Origin of the sequence: Pedobacter sp. BMA (assembly GCF_001027745.1) — a bacterium.
In the GTDB taxonomy this organism is placed as follows: domain Bacteria; phylum Bacteroidota; class Bacteroidia; order Sphingobacteriales; family Sphingobacteriaceae; genus Pedobacter.
Genome location: NZ_LECU01000007.1, coordinates 179,716 through 200,195, shown reverse-complemented (window position 1 = coordinate 200,195; position 20,480 = coordinate 179,716). Strand labels below are relative to the sequence as shown.

The following is a 20,480-nucleotide window of genomic DNA, read 5'->3' as shown; positions in this document are numbered from 1 at the left end:
TTTTATTAATCATTCAATGCGTTTAAATCTGCGGATGTATTTCTGAAGATTAAACTGATTAAAACACCATCGTTGTTTTCCATTTTAAAAACACCGTCAATCTGTGTAGCCAGGCCCATCATTAAGGTTAGCCCGAGAGTGTGGCTTTGCCCGGGATCGAAATCAGGAGGCAGGCCAATGCCATTGTCTTTTATAACCAGGTGATACTGGTCTGGGTTGATCTCTTTCAGTGTGATTTCTATTTTGCCAGATTGCACTAAAGGAAAGGCATATTTAAATATATTGGTAATGGCCTCATTAATTATCAAACCGAGAGGCACGGCTTTAGAGATATCCAGTTCGAGGTTGATCATCTCTATGTCGAAGTTAATTTTTTTACTTCCGGTGAGGCTTTCTTTTAAATATTCCACTAATTCAACCACATAGGGGCGGATATTGATTGTCGCTACCGTATCCGTCTGATAAAGTTTCTGATGGATTAACGCGATGCTTTTTAAGCGGTGCTGACTTTCCTTAATGGCTTCGATTGCTGCCAGATCTTCCAGGTAATAGCTCTGGCTATTTAGCAGGCTCATGGTGAGTTGCAGGTTGTTTTTTACCCGGTGATGCACTTCTTTTAGCAGGCCTTCTTTATCCTCAATCAGTTTGTTTTTTTGTTGCACAAGTACTTCCAGTTGCCCGTAGGCGAGGTCTATCTCGTCTTTTTTCTTTACGAGCGTATCATGAAGTTTCTTTTTCAACCTGAACCGGCCATATATCAAAATCAGCACAAGGGTTAAAAAAGCAAGCCCGGCGATAGTTACATTTTTAATCAGCTGAATGCGGTTTAGTTCCTGGCTCTGTAGTTGCGATTTTTTTCTCAGGAGTTCATTTTCATTCTCTTTTTGCGAAGCCTGGAATTCAATTTGTAACCTTTCGATTGTGCTCAGGTTATCCTGACTTAGCATAGAATCCCTGAGTTTATGGAAAGTTTGCAGTCGGATGATTGCCTCTGCCGGATTGTGCATAGACAGATTAATTTTGTAAAGGACCTCATTCAGGCGGATCTGGCGCGGGAGGGTCATACTGATCTGATTTTCTTTTGCCATTCTGGCGAACTTTAATGCCAGCTGATACTTATTTTGAGCGAAATAAAATTCGCTTAAGGAAAAAAACAATGAGGTTTGGAACGTATTATAATAGTCGTTTAATTCGTGTCTTGCAAGCAGTTTATTAAAGTACTGTTTGGCTAAGTCATATTTTTTTAATGCAGTATAACATTCTCCAAACCCGAGATACATAAAATACTCATGGCCGGTTGTAGCATTATCGACTTCACGCCAGATTTTTTTTAGCAATGTGAGTGCACGGTCTGGATGGCCCAGTTTAATCAGCTGGTTGGAAATTGCCCAGGCCGTGATGAAACGATATGGATCTTTTTTATCTGATCCATAAAGCGTTTTGCTATACCAAAAAATGCTTTCTTTGGCTTTGCCCATGGATTCGTACGCGGAACCCACCCTGTTTAAATAGGTATCGAGCACCTCCTCGCCATTCGCTTGAGCTGTCTTTACGCTCAACAGGGCATAATTTAGAGCGTTGCTCAGTTCTCCTTTTCTTTCATACACAGCCGATAGTAAATCGTATGCCATTGGCAGGTCTGGCAGTTTGTGTTTCTTATCAAGGTAAATAACTTCAAAAAGTTCTGTTATCGCGAGGTCGAATTTTTCTTCCTCCAGATGGAAATCGGCCATTGAACGCAGTAGTGTTGCTTCCAGGTATTTTTCCTTAAATCCGGACCCAACTTCCTTGTATAACTGGTAGGCCATAGCTGCCCGGTTGTAAAAAGTTTTGTTCCTGTAATCGGACACCGTATCAGGAATGTTTACATAATAGGCGTACCAGCCATTCGCTTCGTAGTGTTTGTTGCCTATTGTTTTCGCCAGTTTTATCGCGCGTTCATAAACAACGGTTTGTTTATTTCTTAAATGTTGGGCATCATAAAACCTACCATACATCATGAGGGTGTGGTATTCACTTTCAGCCGATTTAATTTTCCTGCTTAGGACTAATGCCTGATGCAGGGATACTGAGGCCTTCGCTAAACTTGCAGGCTTATCAACGTCCTGTTTAATAAAATAGGAGGCAAGATTAAGCAGGCATTTTACACGGTTGGTGTCGGGGTTTGATGCCGATAAGCGTGCATTTAACTGTTGGAGGGTATCTCTCTGGCTAAAGCTGACAGGTGTTGTGGCCGAGGTGACATTGTTACTCAGTATCATCAAACCAGCAAGCGCCAGACAGGTTCGTATTTTGTTGAAGCGTTGCATTAAGTGGGCATTTACTGAAAACAGGTTAAATATCATCATTAGCGATTTACTTGTTCAGGATATGCTCCCTTGTAATTTTAAATTTTTTAATTTTCGAATTGAGGGTTGTTGCGGGTATGTTTAAAATTTCGGCAGCACCGCCCATTCCCGAGATTTTGCCGTTACAGCGTTTTAGGATCGATAGAATATGGTCGCGCTCGTTTTCGTGAATGGTTTTGATTTTTTGTTCTTCCCCTTTACCTGTAGTTTCTTTGCGGTCAATTTTCGGGAGATGGATTTCTTTCAAAACAGGTCCTGATGATAACAATATGCTTCGCTCAATCAGGTGTTCCAGCTCACGGATGTTTCCCGGCCACGGATAGATCAATAGTTTATTTAAAGCACTCTTTGAAATCGCATTCACCTGCCGTCCGGTTTTTCTGGCAATGCGCTCAATAAAATGAGTTGTTAAGTAGGGTACATCTTCCAGTCGATCCCTTAGCGGCGGGAGCGAAACTGGAAAAACATTCAGCCTGTAGTATAAATCTGCCCTGAAGTTCCCTTTTTCCACCTCTTTCAATAAATTTCTATTGGTTGCTGCTACAATCCGAACATTGATTTTAATTACGCCTTTACCACCAATCCGTTCGATTTCCTTTTCCTGTAATGCCCTAAGTAGTTTAACCTGAAGTTCTAAAGGCAACTCGCCGATTTCATCCAGAAAGAGCGTTCCTTTATGTGCCAGTTCAAATTTGCCAATCCGGCGCTCAGTTGCGCCGGTAAAACTTCCTTTTTCATGACCAAAGAGTTCGCTTTCAGCCAAACTGAGCGGGAGTGCTGCGCAATTGATCTTTACCATCAGCTGATCACGTCTTGGAGAGGACTCGTGAATGGCCCGGGCAATAAGTTCCTTTCCTGTACCGGTTTCACCTGAAATGAGTACGGTACTGTCTGAAGGGGCTACATGATCAATCAGGTTAAACACTCCCTTAAGCGACTGGCTTTGTCCGATAATTTCATCGTAGTTATATTTATGCTGAATTTCTTCCTGAAGGTAACTTTTTTCATCTTCCAGTTTCTGTTTGTATTCATTGATTTCGTTAAGCTGCCGTTCTATCCTTTCATTGGCGATGATGTTTGAGATGGCGATCGATATCTGCAGTGAAATACCATAAAGCAAATCGAAATAGATATTGGAGATGGAGTTTATGTTTTTGGAATATAAATAAAAGAAACCGATGCAACCTTTTGCATCAATCATTTTAAGGCCGATCATTTCCCTGATGCCTTTATTGTGCCAGAAAGCCAGCCAGGCAGGGGCATCGTTCCAGGTTAAAACTTCTTCAACATTAAAAACAACAGGTTGTTCTGCTGCAATCATTGCCCTGCACATCCCATCATCAAGCGTGTATTTTTTTGATGACTGGGGTGGAATGCCGGCCGTTTTGAGGAAATCTTCCTTTTGATTATAAATAAAGGCACTATGTGTCTCCTGGTCATCATTGATGAGGCAGATGACAAAGTCGTCGAAATCAAACAACTTTTTGAGTTTTTGGTCGATGACTTCAAAAAGATCAAGCTTATTCCTAATGGAAGCAATTGAGTTACTCAGTGAAAGGAGTACTGCATTTTCCTTTTCTTTTTGCTCCAGTTTTTTGTTGAGAAGTGCATTTTCTTTATTAAAATCCTTGAGATGTTGCAGGTCAGCGTTCTCCAGGTTTTGAACTTCAAACAAGTTGCTACTTCTTTCCATCCGGCTAAAATAAGCTTTATGAATTTAAAAGTGGCTTAATTCATCTAAAAAAGGTAACGAAATTTCGCTAATAGTTAGTGCAAGCTATTGTTTATCAACCTTATATATTGTGTTACTCTTGTTTAAGAGGCTTTAATAATCTCGTTAATATTTTATTGATTTAGTTAAAATCGTTGGCCTGGAAAAAAGATTGGTTTTCGTAAATCAACGATATATGGTTAATCAAAATTCGTAAAATTGATGTAAAATGTTGTTTTTCAGTGTTTTATGTGATGGTATGTTTCTTGGAACTGAGAGGGAAACGAAAAAATAATTTAATTATGAAACCATCACCAGACTTATTATCCCCGGAAAATCACGCATTAGTACTAATCGATTTTGAAGGTCAAATGGCTTTTGCTACAAAAAGTATTTCCATTACCGAATTACGTACCAATGTGGCTATTATTTGTGGCGCATCTAAAATTTTCAATGTGCCAACTATTGTTACTACAGTAGCTGAAGAGTCGTTTGCGGGCCCTGTATTTCCTGAAATTGAAGAATTTTATCCTCAGGCTACTTCAGGTTACATCGATAGAACTTCTATGAATACCTGGGAAGATGAACCAGCTTATAAAGCCATTACAGGCACAGGAAAGAAAAAACTGGTTCTGGCGGGTTTGTGGACAGGCGTGTGTATCGTTGGTCCGGCTTTATCTGCAATATCGGAAGGTTATGATGTATTTGTAATCACCGATGCCTGTGGCGATGTGAGCAATGAGGCCCACGAAAGAGCCGTACAGCGCATGGTGCATGCAGGAGTAAAACCAATTACTTCAGTTCAGTATATACTTGAGCTACAAAGAGACTGGGCAAGAACTGAAACTTATGTTCCTGTAACCAATCTGATGAAAAAATATGGTGCCGGTTATGGAATTGGAATCCAGTACGCACATCAAATGATCAAACACTAAATCTCAGACTGGATTAAGATGAGAATTACCCATCCCCATTTGGCAATGACCATGGCTTTGTTTTGTTGCTTATTTACAGCAACGGCCTTTGGTCAGGGCATCAGGCTGATGCGCTATGATGAGGATTACAGCAATCTGAAAGATTCGGGCAGAAACTTATACAACACACTAAAGTTTCTGCCACTTTCAGCCAGTAAAAAGGTTTATTTCACGTTTGGGGGAGAAATACGGGAAGAGATTGGAGGCAGGATTAACGAAGACTGGATTAAGGCTCAGGGTTTCAATTATTCTTTCTTACAACGCTACTCGTTTTATACGGATTTGAATATCGGAAAAAGTATTCGGTTTTTCGCGCAGGTTAACAGTGCGCTGGAGAATGGGAGCAAGTATGGACCATCTCCGGTAGATGAAGACCAGCTGGCGATACAAAACCTGTTTGGAGAGTTCAGATTGATCAGGGATTCTTTGAATAAGCTGGCAATCAGAATCGGCAGGCAGGAAATTAATTATGGTTCAGGCAGGTTAATCTCGGTTAGGGAAGGAACAACAGTAAGGCAATATTTTACCGGGGCCAAACTGATGTATGCCCGTCCGCGCTTTACATTAGATGCCTTTGTGCTTGAAGCTGATGAAGTTAATTTTGGCGTATTTGATAACCGCCCCAGCCATCAGGCCAATCTCTGGGGTGCTTATTCGAACCTCAATATCCAGAAAGGCGGAAACTTCGACTTTTATTATCTGGGCATCCGGCGGGATGATGCGGAGTTTGAAGAAGGTATTGCAAAAGAGCTCAGGCATACCTTTGCCACGCGTTACTGGAAAAGCGGAGGTGGTTTCATTTATAATCTCGAAGCCGCTTATCAGTTTGGTAAATTCGGTAATGGCGTTATCAACGCCTGGACAATGGCCATTGAACTGGGCTACACTTTTGAGAAAAGCAGGTTCAAGCCAACCCTAAATCTTCGGAACGACTACATTTCAGGTGACCGAAAAGCCGGGGATGGCACATTGCAGACTTTTAATCCATTGTATCCAAAAGGTGGTTATTTTGGCTTCAACCCCCTGATCGGGCCATCTAATCTGATTGATTTACATCCATATTTTACGCTCAATCCGACAGATCGGATAACTGTTCAGGCTGACGTTGTTTTCAACTGGCGGTATTCGTTAAACGATGGAATTTATCGTCCTGGAGGGAACTTTAATACTGGCGGGTCACTTTCTCCTCACCGCTTTATTGGCACCACCTATCTGCTCAGTGCAGATTATAAATATAACGATCACCTTTCCTTTAGTGTTGGAGGACAATATTTTAAGATTGGCGATTTTATCAAAGACATTGTTCCGGTTTGGGACAATTCAAAATTCTTTAACGCACAGGTATCATACAAATTTTAACCATTAAAAAATATGAAAAACAAGACCACTTTACCATCAAGACCCCTTATCCAACAGCTCAGGATAGCGGTAGTTATATTTTTTGTTTCAGTTACAACAACACCGGCATTTGCACAGGCAACAACCGCCATTGGTACTGCCAAAGTTTGGGGAACGGTTGACGGGATTGCCATCGAAGGCGTAGTTCAGGGCCCATCGGTACAGGTAAGCGACTTACAGGTGGCCTGTGTTTTCGAGTATACTGAAGGAGATATTTTCAAGTCTCCGCCGGCACTTCCACCGGCATTAAATGGTCTGGTTCACCTGGATCAGGATATGAAAGGTTTGCTGACCGAAATCCGCAAGGGGGGCAAATTTCTGGGCCATGCCAATGAAACCTTATTGCTTACGCCGCCAAAAGGTACCATAGGCGGTAGACGACTGTTGTTAATTGGCCTGGGCGACAGAAATAAATTTACACCTGAGCTGATGACGGGCATCGGGAGTGTGGCCATGCGGGAAGCTTTGAAACTTGGCGTGACCAGTTTTTCTTTCGCAAGCGACCTTAAAGATGCGGGAATTGACTCGCCAACGGCCCTGGTTGCCGGAAACGTGGTAAAGGGTATTTTCGAAGCTTACCGTGCACAGCTCTGGCTGAAAGAAAAACAGATGGTACAGGTTAAACCCATCTCAAAAGTAATCCTGCTGGCGGGACCTGCATTTTTCACCACAGCGGGCGAAGGCATCCAGGAAGCTGTTTCAGCCATCAAAAATTAATGATTAAAACCGATATATAATGGGTGCAGATATGATTTTGTTCAATGGTAAAATACATACCATTGCCAGGCAAAAAAAAGAAATAACCGCCGTTGCCATAAAGGATGGAAAATTTGTTGCCATTGGTAATGATGCGGATGTAATGGCTTTTTCAGGCTCCAATACGAAACTTGTAGACCTGAAGAAAAAAAGGGTAGTTCCGGGAATTAATGATTCGCATATCCACCTGATTCGCGGGGGATTGAATTTTAACCTGGAGTTGCGCTGGGATGGCGTGCCTTCACTGGCTGATGCTTTGCGTATGTTAAAAGAGCAGGTTGATGTTACACCCTCGCCCCAATGGGTACGTGTGGTAGGGGGCTGGTCGGAATTCCAGTTCGCTGAAAGACGAATGCCTACACTTGAAGAAATTAATGCCATTGCACCAGATACGCCAGTGTTTATCCTACACTTGTACGACCGGGCATTTATGAACCGTGCTGCCCTGAGAGCGGTTGGTTATACCAAAGACACGCCGGCGCCTCCGGGCGGAGAGATCCAGCGTGACGCTAACGGAGAACCTACAGGGTTGATTATTGCGAGTCCGAATGCCATGATATTATATTCTACCCTGGCCAAAGGACCGAAGCTTTCCCACGAGCACCAGGTTAACTCCACCCGTCATTTCATGACTGAATTGAACCGTTTTGGTATCACAAGCGTAATCGATGCCGGTGGAGGATTTCAAAACTTTCCTGATGACTATAAAGTAGTTGATGAGTTAAATGCACAGCAGCAACTTACGGTTCGCATTGCGTACAATTTATTTACCCAAAGGCCAAAACAGGAGTTTGAAGATTTTGATCACTGGACCGATACGGTGCAGCTTTATCAGGGTGATGATATGTACCGGCACAATGGCGCAGGGGAAATGCTGGTTTTTTCGGCGGCGGATTTCGAAGATTTCCTTCAGCCCCGGCCGGATCTTGCTGATAATATGGAACCGGAGCTGGAGCGCGTAGTACGTTTGCTGGTTGAAAAAAGATGGCCCTTCAGGTTACATGCCACTTACAATGAAAGCATCGGCAGGTTTCTGAATGTTTTTGAGAAAGTAAACCGCGATATCCCTTTTGCAGGCCTGCCCTGGATTTTCGATCATGCGGAAACCATTGACGAGCGCAACATTGAACGCGTAAAAGCACTGGGGGGCGGAATTGCCATTCAAAGCAGGATGGCCTATCAGGGTGAATATTTTACCGAGCGTTACGGAGCCAAAGCGGCACTGCAAACCCCACCCATTAAAAAAATGCTGGAAATGGAAGTACCCGTCGGCGGTGGTTCTGATGCCACCAGGGTAAGCAGCTATAATCCATGGGTTTCCATGTTCTGGTTAACGGCAGGTAAAACTGTTGGTGGATTGAAAATCTACAATGAGGAAACCGTTTTGAGCAGAGCCACAGCTTTAGAACTTTACACCAGAGGCAGTGCCTGGTTTTCCAATGAACAACAAAAGAAGGGCGATATTGAGGTAGGGATGCTTGCTGATTTAGCGGTTTTAAGCCAGGATTATTTTGAGGTTTCTGATGAGCAGATTAAAAGCATTGAGTCAGATATGACAGTCGTTGATGGCAAAATTGTGTACGCGAAAGGCGACTTTTCTTCATTTTCGCCACCCAAAATTCCGATTCTTCCAGACTGGTCGCCTACAAACAGCTATAACGGTTATTATTCTCCGGCAACACACCAGGGAAGTGCGCAAGGAAAAGCTGCAGGCGCGAACGGGGCATCGGTTTTAGCGATGGTACATTCGTGTGTGGGCAGCTGCAATGTTCATCAGCATCGTCACGATGCGGTGAGAACCAGTAATCTGCCTGTAAATAATTACACCGCATTCTGGGGTGCATTGGGTTGCTCATGCTTTGCTTTTTAATATATGGAAACTATCATCAAATACCTGCTATTTTCTGATTTAGGATCAGACCTGAATAACTGGGCAGTACTTTTATTCAGGGTATTGCTGATGCTTGAGCTCTTCAGGGTACACGGAATGAAAAAGTTCCGCGTTCAAAACGGAGAGCAAGAGCATGTTCCAAATCCTTTGGGTTTGCCTGATAAGCTGAACGGCCTGGTGGCAACCTTTTCTGATACGGTGGTGCCGTTTCTGGTTGCCTTTGGCCTGGGAACCCGGCTTTTTTTGCTCCCCTCGATTGGTGTAACCGCAATAGGTTATTTCGTGGTGCACCGGAAAGATTCAGTTGAGGTACGGGATGTGCCCTATATGTACACCCTTGCTATGCTTTTTTTGTGGGCTATAGGTCCCGGTACCTACTCCTTAGATCATTATTTATTCAACACTTTTTTTAATTAACACATCAATATTAAATCACAAAAATTATGGAAGCTAAAATTGGCATCAGTGCAGATCACCTTGCTGAGGTTGCACATTCACTAAGCAAAATTCTTGCTGATGAATACGTTTTATACACTAAAACACGAAAGGCACACTGGAATGTGGAAGGACCAGACTTTTACAACAAACACAAATTTTTTGAAGCGCAGTACACGCAACTGGAAGACATTGTGGATGAGGTAGCAGAACGTATCCGTAAGCTGGGTCATTATGCCCCGGCGTCGCTTAAGCAATTCCTTGAATTGACACATTTAACTGAAGATGACCGCGGTAAAAATGATTCCACAACCTACATCAAAATCTTGCTTGCCGATCACGAGAGTATTCTCATTCACCTGAGGGAAAACATCGATAACTATGCCGGCGCATTGAAAGACGCGGGGACAAGCGATTACATCACAGGCTTAATGGAAACACACGAAACGATGGCCTGGATGCTCAGGGCACATTTATCATAGATTGAAATGGAAGAAAAAGCGCAAAATATCTGGTTTGTAACCTTTGTATTAACCATTATTGCAGGCTATTGCGATGCGATTACCTTTGTTGCAGCAGATAAAATCTTTTCGGCGCATGTTACCGGAAACTTTATTGTGTTCGCCTATCAGATGATCAAAAGTGCTGATGGTGACAGCTGGATTAAGCTGCTGACTTTCCCCATCTTTATGCTTGCGGTAATGACTGGTGGCTGGATCTCGGCGAGGTTTTCGAACAGGCATTTTTTGCTTTTTTGTGAGGGGATTATTTTGCTGGTTGCCGGTGTGATGGCTTATTCACTTGGCTATATAGAGAACGGGGAAATCACCTGGCCGATGTATCTGGTTACGATGATTGTTGTTTTTGCCATGGGCCTGCAAAATGCATTCGGGAAGTTGTTTGCGAAAGAGACTTTTGGTCCGACTACCATGATGACCGGGAATGTAACACAGTTTGCGCTCGATATCAGATCGTTCTGGAATTCGGGTTTTAAAGATGCCGGCTTCTATTCCGGGATCAATAAAGGCTTAATTACTCTGGGAGGGTTTTTACTGGGTTGTTTACTTGGGGCATGGGTGGGGCAGCTTTTTGGCCTGGTTGGGATTGTGCTGCCTGGTGTAGCGATGATTATTTGCTACTACAGTACCAAAGCTTCTTCACCTCCAGAGACCAAATCCTGATATGCGAAACATCCATTATACGAAGCTTATTTTGATGGTCAACCTCAGGTTTCTAATCGTTATTTTTACACTAATCAGCCCTGTTCTTGCAAAAGGACAGGGCATTAGAACAAAAGCAGAAGCTGAGGCTGCAGGAATCAAATTCCGGCAACTGGGGCAGACTGAAAAAAAGGCTGATTTATCAATTGATCTTGGCGCTTATTATCTTAATCTTCCCGGGGAGATCAAAGCCGATTTACAAAAGGCTATGGGTTTGCAGCAACAGGCCATTCAGCTGGCGAGGAAAATTGAGTATCCAAAAGGGGTGGCGAGATCCATGATTCTGAAGGGCAATATCCTAAGGGAAATGGGGAGTAAAGCTTTAAGTAAAAAGGAGTTTGAACAAGCGATTGTTTTTGCTCAAACGGAAGGCCTGAAAGACCAACTAGCAGAAGCCTATGCGGCTATGGGTGGTTTGTTCAGCAATGAGGGTAAAGAACTGGAAACAAAAATCGGCTACAACGAAAAAGCCCTTTCGCTGTATCGCCAAACGGGTAACAGACTGGAGGAAGGAAACTCCCTCAAAAACCTCGGCGATTATTATAATATTAAAGGGCAACCCGATTATGCCATTAAGCTGATGGATTCGGCATTGGTGGTGTATAAATCTTTCGGCTATGCCGAATTGCAGGGCGTTTACAATAATATGTGCATCATTAACATAGGTTTAGGGAATTACTCCAGCGCTTTAAAATACGGGCTGCTTGCAGACAAAACTGCTGAGCGACTTGCCGATACGAGTTTACAAAGAAGCTCGATCGCCAACCATCTGGGCTTAACTTACTACTATCTCCGCAATGATGAGAAAACGCTTGAATACTGGACTAAAGCCAGGGCAATTGCGGCGCGCTATCAGGATGCCGGATACCTGCAAACGGTGATTGCAAATCTGGCGAGCCTGCTGGTGAGGATGAAGCGGTTTGAAGAAGGGATCAGCGCATTGAAGGAAATGGAGCTGAAATATCCACCTACAGATATACAGATGAAGGTAAGAATTCCTTACCTCTTATTTAATAGTTACTATGATATTGAGAAATATCAGGAGGCCGCACCGTATTTCAATACCCTGCTTCAGTTTCATCATGATTTACCTAAAGATGATCCTAACCAGATTTATCTGTATCGCAGTATGATCCGAAAACTGATTCATGATCAGAATTTTACAGCCGCCGAAAATTATTTAAAAGCGCACGAACAGCAAAGCCTGCAACAGAAAAATTTACTTGCACTGGCGCAGTTACACCGGCTATGGTTCAATGTTGATTCTGCTTTAAACAAACCCTGGTCGGCTATTGCGCATTACAAAACCTACAAACGGCTTACAGATTCGATCTGGAACAACGAAAAGAACAAACAAATTTCAGGCCTGGAAATCGAATATGAGACTGATAAAAAAAATAAGGACATTGCGTTGCTGCATCAGAAAAACCAATTGCAGCTGGTGAGAATAGGAAATGAAGAACGAGTGCGCTATATTTTTGTTGCCGGTATTTTAGTTGCATTTTTGTTTGCCGGTTTAATATACAACCGTTACCGCCTGAAAAAACTTAGCAATACAATTTTAGAACAAAAACAAACCGAAATAAATGCACAGAATGAGTTGCTCAGGAAAATTGTCGGAGAAAAAGAGTGGCTTCTCCGGGAAATTCATCACCGGGTAAAGAATAACCTGCAGATCGTGATTAGTCTGCTGAATACGCAGTCGGCCTATTTAGACAATGAAGACGCCTTAGTGGCAATCAGAAACAGCCAGAACCGCATGCATGCCATGTCGCTCATCCACCAGAAGCTGTACCAGTCTGATAACCTGGCGGAAATTGATATGAAATGGTATATCAAAGAATTGGTGGAATACATGATTGAATGTTTTGGAACAGAAAAGAAAATCAGGTTTGAACTGGTTACTGATGAACTGAAACTCGATGTTGCTCAGGCCGTTCCACTGGGTTTAATTTTAAATGAAGCCATTAGCAATGCCATTAAATATGCTTTTCCGGGTTTAAGAACGGGAATAGTAAAGATTCAGTTTGTGGCAATGGAAAACAATGGCTGCAGGCTCAGTATTGCGGACGACGGCATAGGTTTGCCCATTGATTTTGATCCGGATGATACAGAATCGCTGGGGATGAGTTTGATGAACGGACTTACCGATCAGCTCAATGGGAAATTTGAAATGAAGCGTGATGACGGACTGACGCTGGAGATCTCTTTTACCAGGCAAAATGAAATGGCGGTAGAAGCCGTCAGTTACAATTCGGAAGCATAGTTAAATAATAATCAACAATAAATTTAGAAGAAATGAACAATAATATTTTAGGATTGCACCACATTACTGCGATAGCAGGAAATGCACAGCAGAATTTCGATTTTTACACTAAAACAATGGGCTTAAGGCTGGTTAAAAAAACTGTCAATTTTGATGATCCGGGAACTTATCACCTGTACTATGGCGACGAGACCGGCTCGGCAGGGACCATACTTACTTTTTTCCCCTGGGATGGTATTGGACCCGGAACAGAGGGTGTTGGCATGGCTACGGAGATTGGTTATTCGGTACCCGCAGGAAGCCATGAGTTCTGGTTAGCACGCTTTGGAGCCGCGAACATTAAAACCAAAGAAATTACAGAGCGGTTTGGCGAACAGGTACTGGCATTTAAAGATCCGGACGGACTATCATTGAGTTTGATAGTACCAGCAAACGCAGACAGCAGATCTCCATGGGAAACCAATGATATCAAAAAAGATACAGCTACCAGAGGATTTCACAGTACCACCCTTACTTTACAAAGTATTGATGAAACGGCAAAAGTGCTGACAGACCTGTTCGGCTACAGGCTGCTTGCGCAGGAAGGGAACCGTTACCGTTTTATAACCGATACCGTGGAGAACGCTGCTGTTGTAGATTTACTGGAAGTTCCTTCAGGCATCCGCGGCAGAAATGCTGCGGGTACCAATCACCATGTTGCTTTCCGTGTTAAAAATGAGGATATTCAAATGGAACTGAGGGAGCAGATTTTGAGTAAGAACCTGCAGATTACACCGAAGATAGACCGTGATTATTTTTATTCACTATACTTTCGTGAGCCAGGAGGTGTATTATTTGAGATTGCCACCGAAAATCCTGGTTTTACTGTGGATGAGCCTTTGAATGAATTGGGTACCCACCTGAAACTTCCGCATCAGCATGAGCATTTACGCGAAGATTTAGATAAATTACTTCCAAAATTAATCTAGAAAAAATGGCAGAGATCAAATTAAATATTCAGGAAGGTGAACCGAGTTCATTTGATGTTTACGATGAGGATGGAAAAGTTGGTGAGATGATTTTCGATATCAATGGAGCCGACTTAACAGTTTATCATACCGAGGTAGATCCTTCGAAAGAAGGAAAGGGCTATGCAAAATTGTTGCTTGACGCAATGGTTGCGTATGTGCGTGAAAATAAATTAATGGTGATTCCGATGTGTCCTTATGTGCATATTCAGTTTAAGCGACATGAGGATTTATACCGGGATATCTGGAACAAAATAAATGAAGAATAATCATGAAAAATATCATTGAATCAGGAAAAAGCTTAGATCAGGCTGAAAAGGTATTGATTATGATCCATGGGCGGGGCGGAACGGCTGAAGATATCTTGTCGATGGCAGCACATTTGAATGTTTCGGGGTATGCACTAGTTGCGCCCCAGGCTGATGGGAACAGTTGGTATCCATATTCATTTTTAGCACCAAGGGAAGAGAATGAACCTGCACTCTCGAATGCATTGAAGACAATAAACGATACCGTGTTGTATCTTGAAAGTAAGGGGTTTTCTAAAGCGCAAATTTATTTCCTAGGCTTTTCACAAGGTGCCTGCTTAACCCTTGATTATGTTGCGGCGAACGCCGCCGGATACGGGGGCGTTGTGGCATTTACGGGAGGTGTGATCGGTGCACAGCTGGATCATCGTAATTACCACGGCGAATTTGACGGGACACCGGTTTTTATCGGAAGCAGTGATCCTGATGTACATGTTCCTGTTTCACGGGTTAAGGAGTCGACCGTTTTACTTGAAGGTATGGGTGCAAATGTAACGGAGATCATCTACGAAAACATGGGCCATACGATTAGCCACGCAGAAATTGCGCAGGTAAATAAATTGATTTTCAAAGATTAATGTGGTGATGGAAAAGGAAACAGGAAGGATAGAAGCGTTTAGTGACGGTGTTTTTTCGATCGCCGTTACACTCCTGGTGCTGGATTTACATATTCCTGAATCGATGGACGGAGAACATCCAGTAAAACTGCTTGAAGCATTGAAACTTCTGTGGCCAGGCTACATTGCCTTCATCATTTCCTTTTTCAGTATCTTCATTATTTGGGTAAACCATCACAAAATTTTTAAACAAATTTACAAGCGAAATACAGGGCTTATGTTTGCCAACGGCCTTATATTGTTCCTGGTTTCGCTTGTATCTTATCCCAGTGCTTTGCTGGCCAAGTTTTATTTAACCGATTCCAGGCAGCTCTCGGTAACCATTTACACCGGTTTGTTTGTGGCTATTAATATTGCTTTTAACTTATTATGGCAGCAGGCCAGCAGCGACAGGAAACTTCTGCGTCCGGGTATCAGCAATGCTGCAATTGCCAGGCTCCGCAACAATTACCTTTATGGTTTTCCAACCTATCTGTCTGCTTTTATTATTTCATTCTTTTATCCTGATCTTGCTTTAGCCATCTGTGTTTTACTGTGGATCTTCTGGGCAGCGTCTTCAAAAAAAATCAACTTTACTGAATCAGCGGTTACAAAATGATAGCTTATCTCCAGCTTAAAACAGTTGAGCTTGTAGTTTCATCATTATATTTCGTTTTAAAAATCGTTTTTTAGCGAAATATCGTGAGTAGTTTTTATGCGATTTTTGCTCGCTGATGCCTACAGCTATGATTATGGCGTCTGGCATGTTGTTTGAATTCCTGCGTTTGCACAAACAAACCAGATGAAAAATAAAGAGACAGATTTTAATTCCGCGCAGTTGAAGAAAAACGAGGTTGAGCATAGTTCTTCAGCCTGTTTTAAGGAGCTGGCAGGCGCGGTACCGGAGCAGGAAAAACATTTCAGTTTAAAAGATTTGTTTCTTGGTATCTTTTCAAAATTGCACCCTTTATTTTCCATTGATTGCGGAGCTCTCGTGCTGTACAATGATGATAAAGATCACATCACCCGCGCATATCTTACAGAAGCGGTTGCAGGCAAAGTAACTTGTACAGAAACCATTACCGACCCGGTAAGTCTTTCATTGATTAGCCAGGAAATTGCAGGTTTTGATTTTCCGGTAATTAAATCCCGTCAGGACTGGATAGATGATTTTGGAGAGAACCATTGTTTAATTAATCATCCTACAGAATATCACTTTCACTGTTACATTCCCTTAGAAAATGCGGGGAAAATACTCGGGACTTTCGAACTGCATAACCATAACCGGGAACTGAGCAGGGAAGGGTTGACATTTTGCTGCAATATTGCCGATTTCGTTGCGGGATTGCTTTCTGTAATTGCCAGGCCAGACCAGCAGGCTGCAGATAACGTTTCGGGATCTTCAAAGGGCCATGATGTAAGCGGCTTATTGCTGCAGTATGAAGAAAAAATCAGGAATTTAGAGCGGGAGACTGAAAGCCTGAGCGAAGCACTTGCCGAATTTATCCCATCAATGCCCAGTGAAGAAAATGCAATTTATCAACACCCAAAAATTGTGGGTGTGAGTGCTGAAATGCAGGTGGTTTATCGGTTGCTCAACCGGATATCCGGATCAGAAACCACCGTTTTGATTTTAGGTGAAACAGGTACAGGCAAAGAACTGTTCGCCAAAGCGATACATGAGGAATCTGGCAGGAGCCAAAAACCTCTGATTAAGGTAAATTGTGCTGCCATTCCGCCAAATTTAATTGAATCGGAACTTTTCGGGCATGAAAAGGGCAGTTTTACCGGCGCTACGGAACGGCGTATCGGGAAATTTGAACAGGCAAATAAAGGCACTATTTTTTTGGATGAGGTGGGTGAGCTGCCACTCGATTTACAAGTGAAGCTGCTCCGTGTTTTACAGGAAAAAGAAATAGAGCGTGTTGGAGGCAAAACCACCATCCCGGTTGATGTGCGGATCATTTCTGCTACCAACCGTAATCTGCTGGAGGAGGTAGAAGCGGGTAATTTCAGAAGGGATTTATATTACAGGCTAAATGTTTTTCCACTTTTACTGCCACCACTAAGAAGCAGAAAATCGGATATTCAATTGCTCGCGTGCTTCTTTCTGGAACGGTTTAGCGAAAAATCACACCGGCCCTCTGCTGGTTTCTCAAAAAAAGCCATCTCCACATTAACGGCTTACAGCTGGCCAGGCAATGTACGTGAACTGGAACACGTGATTGAAAGGGAAGCCGTGATGGCACAGGGTGCGATGATTCGGAAAGTAAATATCCCGGGTGTTACGGACAAATCTATGCCGGCAATTGCGGGAGTTAAAACAATCTTTGAAAATGAACGGGATCATATTTTCGCTGTTCTGGAGTTATGCGGTGGAAAAATATCGGGGCAGAATGGTGCTGCAAAGCTATTGGGCGTACCCGCCACAACACTTAATTCAAAAATGAAACGGTTGGGTTTGTTGAAGAAACATGTGCTGTAGTGGCAATGATATATGGCTTCCTCTAGACGTAAATTAACGAAATAACGTCACTAGTATTTGTGTGATTCTAATTTAAGTTGCTGATTTTTAGGTTTTTGTTTACGGGTATTGTTCTTGCTTTAATCTTTGTTCAGATCGTAACCAATCAAATTTACCGCAACCTCAATGATATCAAACGACCAGAAAATTACATGCATTATTGTTGATGACAATCCAATTGCACGGGAAAACCTGATCATGCTCGCCAGTCAGGTGGACGATTTAGCAGTTATCAACGACTGTGAAGATGCATTCCTGGCTTATAATTACCTGCAAAGCAATAAAGTCGACCTGATTCTGCTTGATATTGAGATGCCCGGAATGACTGGTATTGAACTTACCAGAAACCTCAGCAACAAAAAAAACCTGATTATTTTTACCACTTCAAATAAAGATTATGCCCTTGAGGCTTTTGATCTTAACGTAGCCGATTACCTGATTAAGCCATTTTCTTCCCTACGCTTTTTAAAGGCAATCGATAAAGTCAGGGACATACTAAACAGCAGATCAGAGCATGTTGAGCTGGCCAATGATGAATTTATATTTGTCCGCGACAGTAATATTGTGCGCCGCCTGGGCGTGGATGATATTTTATATGCAGAGGCCATGGGTGACTACGTTAAGTTTCACACTACCGATAAGCTTTATGCCATTCATACCCGTTTAAAGTCGGTTGAAGACAGGCTCTCTAAGAACAAGTTCATCCGTATTCACCGCTCGTATATCGTGTCGCTACAGCACATTGATACCTTACAGGAAGGAGGAATGGTTGTCAAGGGGAACTTTTTGCCTATTGCCGAGCGCTATAGAAAAGACCTGAACCGAATGATGAATATTATTTAGCACTATGGAAAAGAATAAATCACTGATGCCCGACAGCAGTTTCAACTACCTGATTATTTCTGCTTTTCTGGTTGCAATGGGTTTACTGATTCTGGTGCAGTACAGTTCATCGCGAAATATGAATACGCTGATTGAGGGGAACAAAGAACTTTTAGATGAGTTGCGGACCAGTAATCACTTACGGGAGATTGACAGGGATATTTTAGGTGTGGAAAGCAGGATCAGGGCGGCAATTGCCACCGATGATACGACACATCTTGAAGGCGTTGAAAGTAAAATCCAGGCCGTAAGCATGTACCTGGATTCTCTGGATGATGGAAGTGAGGAACCTGCGATTAAAAAGTACCTGGAGCGTTTGGCTTTTCTCGCCCAGGAGAAGGTGAATACCAAACATCATTTAATGGAGCTTTATCACAAAACCGGCAGGATGAATGATACGACCTCCATCGGGAACCCGCAGGCACGCATTACTTCCGACGAAATTACGGGAACCACACACAAGATTTACAACAGCAGGCAGCAGCGGATGCAGGCGCTGACGAGGAAAATAAATGAAAGCGGACAAAAGGCAAAGGCCTACGGTATTGCTTTAATTGCATTGCTGCTGCTTAGTGGAGCAGCCTTATGCTGGTTTATTACCCGCCAGTTCAGAAACAGAACGCTCCTCATCAATCAACTTAACGATTCGGAAAGAACATCCCGGCAGGCATTAGGCATTAAAGAAAACTTTCTGGCCAACATGAGCCATGAAATCAGAACGCCTCTCAATTCCATACTTGGTTTTACTACACTCCTGCAAAGGCAAGATGTTACGCCTCAGTCGCAGCATTATATTACTTCGATACAACAGGCGGGAGAAAACCTGCTGGCCATCATTAACGATATCCTTGATATTTCGAAGATTGAAGCCGGAATGATGCGAATTGTAAACAAGCCCTTCAGCATTCGTGGTTTGCTGCATTCCGTTGAAGTACTTTTTTCTGAGCGGATAAAATCCAAAGGCCTCGGCTACCTGACTCAAATAGATGACAATGTACCGGATACATTAACCGGAGATGCCACCCGGTTAACGCAGATTATGGTTAATTTGTTAGGGAATGCACTAAAATTCAGTGAAAAAGGCCTGTTAAAAACGGCTGTTTCGATTTCATCGGCGGGTAATAATTCCATCACCCTGAAATTCCGTGTCTCAGATGAGGGCATTGGAATCAAAGCTGAGAAACTGGAGCGGATATTTGAACGTTTCAATCAGGCCGATGATTCTATTACGCGTAATTACGGCGGAACAGGTTTGGGCTTATCTATTGTGAAAGATTTACTGGAAATTCAAAAGGGTACAATTGAAGTAGAAAGCAGCCCCGGAAAAGGAACAACTTTTAGTTTTGAAATTCCATATCTCATTTCTGATGATACTGATGAAGGTGAAGTGGTTCGCTACAAAGTGCTTGAACCCGAATGGATTGGACGGTCTATCCATATTCTGATCGTCGACGATAACATGATGAATCAGGATTTAATGGCCAATATCCTGGGTTATCGGGGCTTTTCTTTTGCCATTGCTTCAAACGGTTTAGAAGCGATAGAGCAGGTAAAGAACGGTTATTTCGACCTGATACTGATGGACATTCAAATGCCTGAAATGGATGGATATTCGGCCACCATTTACCTGCGTACGGAACTCAAATCCGATATACCTATTATTGCCATGACCGCACATGCCATGTCGGGGGAGCGCGAAAAGTGCATCACTTTAGGGATGAATGACTATATTTCCAAACCCGTTAACGAACAGGAACTTCTGGCGCTTATTGAAAAAGTAACGGTGATTCATACCGGTGATGAATTGTTTAATGAACAGTTTATTTATCTGGATTTAACGTACATGAAAGACATGGGTAAAGGGAACGTATCTTATGAAAGGAAAGTTACCGGGCATTTCGTGAACAGGGTTCCGCAAGACATGATCAGTTTGCAGCAGGCGCTCAGGGCAGAAGATTATGGAAAAATCAAACAAATTGCCCATAGTTTGCGTACTACACTAGCGATCATGGGACTTTTGGAACGAACCGTTCAGGTTTTAGATCAGCTGGAATTTCCGGAAAATGATAGAAGGCATTTTGAACAATTAATTTCAGCACTTGAAATGATTTGCAGGGGGGCGGTTAAAGAGGCAGAAGGATATCTTAAAAGTTTAAAATAGGTA

The 20,480-nt window shown here is 42.7% G+C and carries 17 protein-coding genes; 15 read left to right on the top strand and 2 right to left on the bottom strand.

Annotated features, from left to right (window positions below; genetic code table 11):
* Nucleotides 1-5: 5 nt before the first annotated feature.
* Nucleotides 6-2,348 carry a histidine kinase dimerization/phosphoacceptor domain -containing protein gene (locus tag AB669_RS17335; RefSeq protein ID WP_047800602.1) on the bottom strand — a complete coding sequence of 781 codons (2,343 nt, stop codon included), beginning with the start codon at nucleotides 2,346-2,348 and terminating at the stop codon, nucleotides 6-8.
* Between the two features lie 7 nt (nucleotides 2,349-2,355).
* Complete coding sequence (locus AB669_RS17330; RefSeq protein WP_082120719.1) at nucleotides 2,356-4,041, bottom strand: sigma-54-dependent Fis family transcriptional regulator; 1,686 nt, start codon at nucleotides 4,039-4,041, stop codon at nucleotides 2,356-2,358.
* Between the two features lie 320 nt (nucleotides 4,042-4,361).
* Here AB669_RS17330 and AB669_RS17325 point away from each other — a divergent pair, with 320 nt between their 5' ends.
* From AB669_RS17325 to AB669_RS17255, 15 genes are all read left to right on the top strand, one after another.
* Entirely contained in the window at nucleotides 4,362-4,994 is a 633-nt protein-coding gene (locus AB669_RS17325) for a hydrolase (protein ID WP_231582702.1), read from the top strand.
* An 18-nt stretch (nucleotides 4,995-5,012) separates the two neighbouring features.
* Nucleotides 5,013-6,392 (top strand): alginate export family protein, encoded by a 1,380-nt coding sequence (locus tag AB669_RS17320; RefSeq protein WP_053058457.1) that lies wholly within the window; start codon nucleotides 5,013-5,015, stop codon nucleotides 6,390-6,392.
* A 12-nt stretch (nucleotides 6,393-6,404) separates the two neighbouring features.
* Entirely contained in the window at nucleotides 6,405-7,148 is a 744-nt protein-coding gene (locus AB669_RS17315) for a M17 family peptidase N-terminal domain-containing protein (RefSeq protein WP_053058456.1), read from the top strand.
* A 19-nt stretch (nucleotides 7,149-7,167) separates the two neighbouring features.
* Nucleotides 7,168-9,057 carry an amidohydrolase gene (locus AB669_RS17310; protein ID WP_047800599.1) on the top strand — a complete coding sequence of 630 codons (1,890 nt, stop codon included), beginning with the start codon at nucleotides 7,168-7,170 and terminating at the stop codon, nucleotides 9,055-9,057.
* Between the two features lie 3 nt (nucleotides 9,058-9,060).
* A complete protein-coding gene (locus AB669_RS17305; RefSeq protein WP_047800598.1) occupies nucleotides 9,061-9,495 on the top strand; it encodes a DoxX family protein in 435 nt (144 codons plus the stop codon).
* 26 nt (nucleotides 9,496-9,521) lie between these two features.
* On the top strand, nucleotides 9,522-9,995 hold the full coding sequence (locus AB669_RS17300; RefSeq protein WP_047800597.1) for a Dps family protein: 474 nt from the start codon (nucleotides 9,522-9,524) through the stop codon (nucleotides 9,993-9,995).
* Between the two features lie 6 nt (nucleotides 9,996-10,001).
* On the top strand, nucleotides 10,002-10,694 hold the full coding sequence (locus AB669_RS17295) for a YoaK family protein (RefSeq protein ID WP_047800596.1): 693 nt from the start codon (nucleotides 10,002-10,004) through the stop codon (nucleotides 10,692-10,694).
* A 1-nt stretch (nucleotide 10,695) separates the two neighbouring features.
* On the top strand, nucleotides 10,696-12,999 hold the full coding sequence (locus AB669_RS17290) for a histidine kinase dimerization/phosphoacceptor domain -containing protein (RefSeq protein ID WP_047800595.1): 2,304 nt from the start codon (nucleotides 10,696-10,698) through the stop codon (nucleotides 12,997-12,999).
* Nucleotides 13,000-13,031: 32 nt separating this feature from the next.
* Nucleotides 13,032-13,967: a ring-cleaving dioxygenase gene (locus tag AB669_RS17285; protein ID WP_047800594.1), complete on the top strand. Its 936-nt coding sequence runs from the start codon at nucleotides 13,032-13,034 to the stop codon at nucleotides 13,965-13,967.
* A gap of 5 nt (nucleotides 13,968-13,972) precedes the next feature.
* Nucleotides 13,973-14,275: a GNAT family N-acetyltransferase gene (locus AB669_RS17280; RefSeq protein ID WP_047800593.1), complete on the top strand. Its 303-nt coding sequence runs from the start codon at nucleotides 13,973-13,975 to the stop codon at nucleotides 14,273-14,275.
* A gap of 2 nt (nucleotides 14,276-14,277) precedes the next feature.
* Nucleotides 14,278-14,892: an alpha/beta hydrolase gene (locus AB669_RS17275; RefSeq protein WP_047800592.1), complete on the top strand. Its 615-nt coding sequence runs from the start codon at nucleotides 14,278-14,280 to the stop codon at nucleotides 14,890-14,892.
* 7 nt (nucleotides 14,893-14,899) lie between these two features.
* A complete protein-coding gene (locus tag AB669_RS17270) occupies nucleotides 14,900-15,529 on the top strand; it encodes a TMEM175 family protein (protein WP_047800591.1) in 630 nt (209 codons plus the stop codon).
* 183 nt (nucleotides 15,530-15,712) lie between these two features.
* Nucleotides 15,713-17,395 (top strand): sigma-54-dependent Fis family transcriptional regulator, encoded by a 1,683-nt coding sequence (locus tag AB669_RS21635; protein WP_053058455.1) that lies wholly within the window; start codon nucleotides 15,713-15,715, stop codon nucleotides 17,393-17,395.
* Between the two features lie 165 nt (nucleotides 17,396-17,560).
* Nucleotides 17,561-18,277, top strand: a complete 717-nt coding sequence (locus AB669_RS17260; protein WP_053058454.1) for a LytTR family DNA-binding domain-containing protein — start codon at nucleotides 17,561-17,563, stop codon at nucleotides 18,275-18,277.
* A 4-nt stretch (nucleotides 18,278-18,281) separates the two neighbouring features.
* Nucleotides 18,282-20,477: a hybrid sensor histidine kinase/response regulator gene (locus AB669_RS17255; protein ID WP_047800590.1), complete on the top strand. Its 2,196-nt coding sequence runs from the start codon at nucleotides 18,282-18,284 to the stop codon at nucleotides 20,475-20,477.
* Nucleotides 20,478-20,480: the final 3 nt, after the last annotated feature.

Bases quoted from the DNA above. Each gene is read 5' to 3' on its own strand.
- AB669_RS17285 (WP_047800594.1), top strand. From the start codon at position 13,032: ATGAACAATAATATTTTAGGATTGCACCACATTACTGCGATAGCAGGA.
- AB669_RS17275 (WP_047800592.1), top strand. From the start codon at position 14,278: ATGAAAAATATCATTGAATCAGGAAAAAGCTTAGATCAGGCTGAAAAG.
- AB669_RS17295 (WP_047800596.1), top strand. From the start codon at position 10,002: ATGGAAGAAAAAGCGCAAAATATCTGGTTTGTAACCTTTGTATTAACC.
- AB669_RS17255 (WP_047800590.1), top strand. From the start codon at position 18,282: ATGGAAAAGAATAAATCACTGATGCCCGACAGCAGTTTCAACTACCTG.
- AB669_RS17325 (WP_231582702.1), top strand. From the start codon at position 4,362: ATGAAACCATCACCAGACTTATTATCCCCGGAAAATCACGCATTAGTA.
- AB669_RS17310 (WP_047800599.1), top strand. From the start codon at position 7,168: ATGGGTGCAGATATGATTTTGTTCAATGGTAAAATACATACCATTGCC.
- AB669_RS17315 (WP_053058456.1), top strand. From the start codon at position 6,405: ATGAAAAACAAGACCACTTTACCATCAAGACCCCTTATCCAACAGCTC.
- AB669_RS17270 (WP_047800591.1), top strand. From the start codon at position 14,900: ATGGAAAAGGAAACAGGAAGGATAGAAGCGTTTAGTGACGGTGTTTTT.
- AB669_RS21635 (WP_053058455.1), top strand. From the start codon at position 15,713: ATGAAAAATAAAGAGACAGATTTTAATTCCGCGCAGTTGAAGAAAAAC.
- AB669_RS17290 (WP_047800595.1), top strand. From the start codon at position 10,696: ATGCGAAACATCCATTATACGAAGCTTATTTTGATGGTCAACCTCAGG.
- AB669_RS17280 (WP_047800593.1), top strand. From the start codon at position 13,973: ATGGCAGAGATCAAATTAAATATTCAGGAAGGTGAACCGAGTTCATTT.
- AB669_RS17305 (WP_047800598.1), top strand. From the start codon at position 9,061: ATGGAAACTATCATCAAATACCTGCTATTTTCTGATTTAGGATCAGAC.
- AB669_RS17330 (WP_082120719.1), bottom strand. From the start codon at position 4,041: ATGGAAAGAAGTAGCAACTTGTTTGAAGTTCAAAACCTGGAGAACGCT.
- AB669_RS17300 (WP_047800597.1), top strand. From the start codon at position 9,522: ATGGAAGCTAAAATTGGCATCAGTGCAGATCACCTTGCTGAGGTTGCA.
- AB669_RS17320 (WP_053058457.1), top strand. From the start codon at position 5,013: ATGAGAATTACCCATCCCCATTTGGCAATGACCATGGCTTTGTTTTGT.
- AB669_RS17335 (WP_047800602.1), bottom strand. From the start codon at position 2,348: ATGATGATATTTAACCTGTTTTCAGTAAATGCCCACTTAATGCAACGC.
- AB669_RS17260 (WP_053058454.1), top strand. From the start codon at position 17,561: ATGATATCAAACGACCAGAAAATTACATGCATTATTGTTGATGACAAT.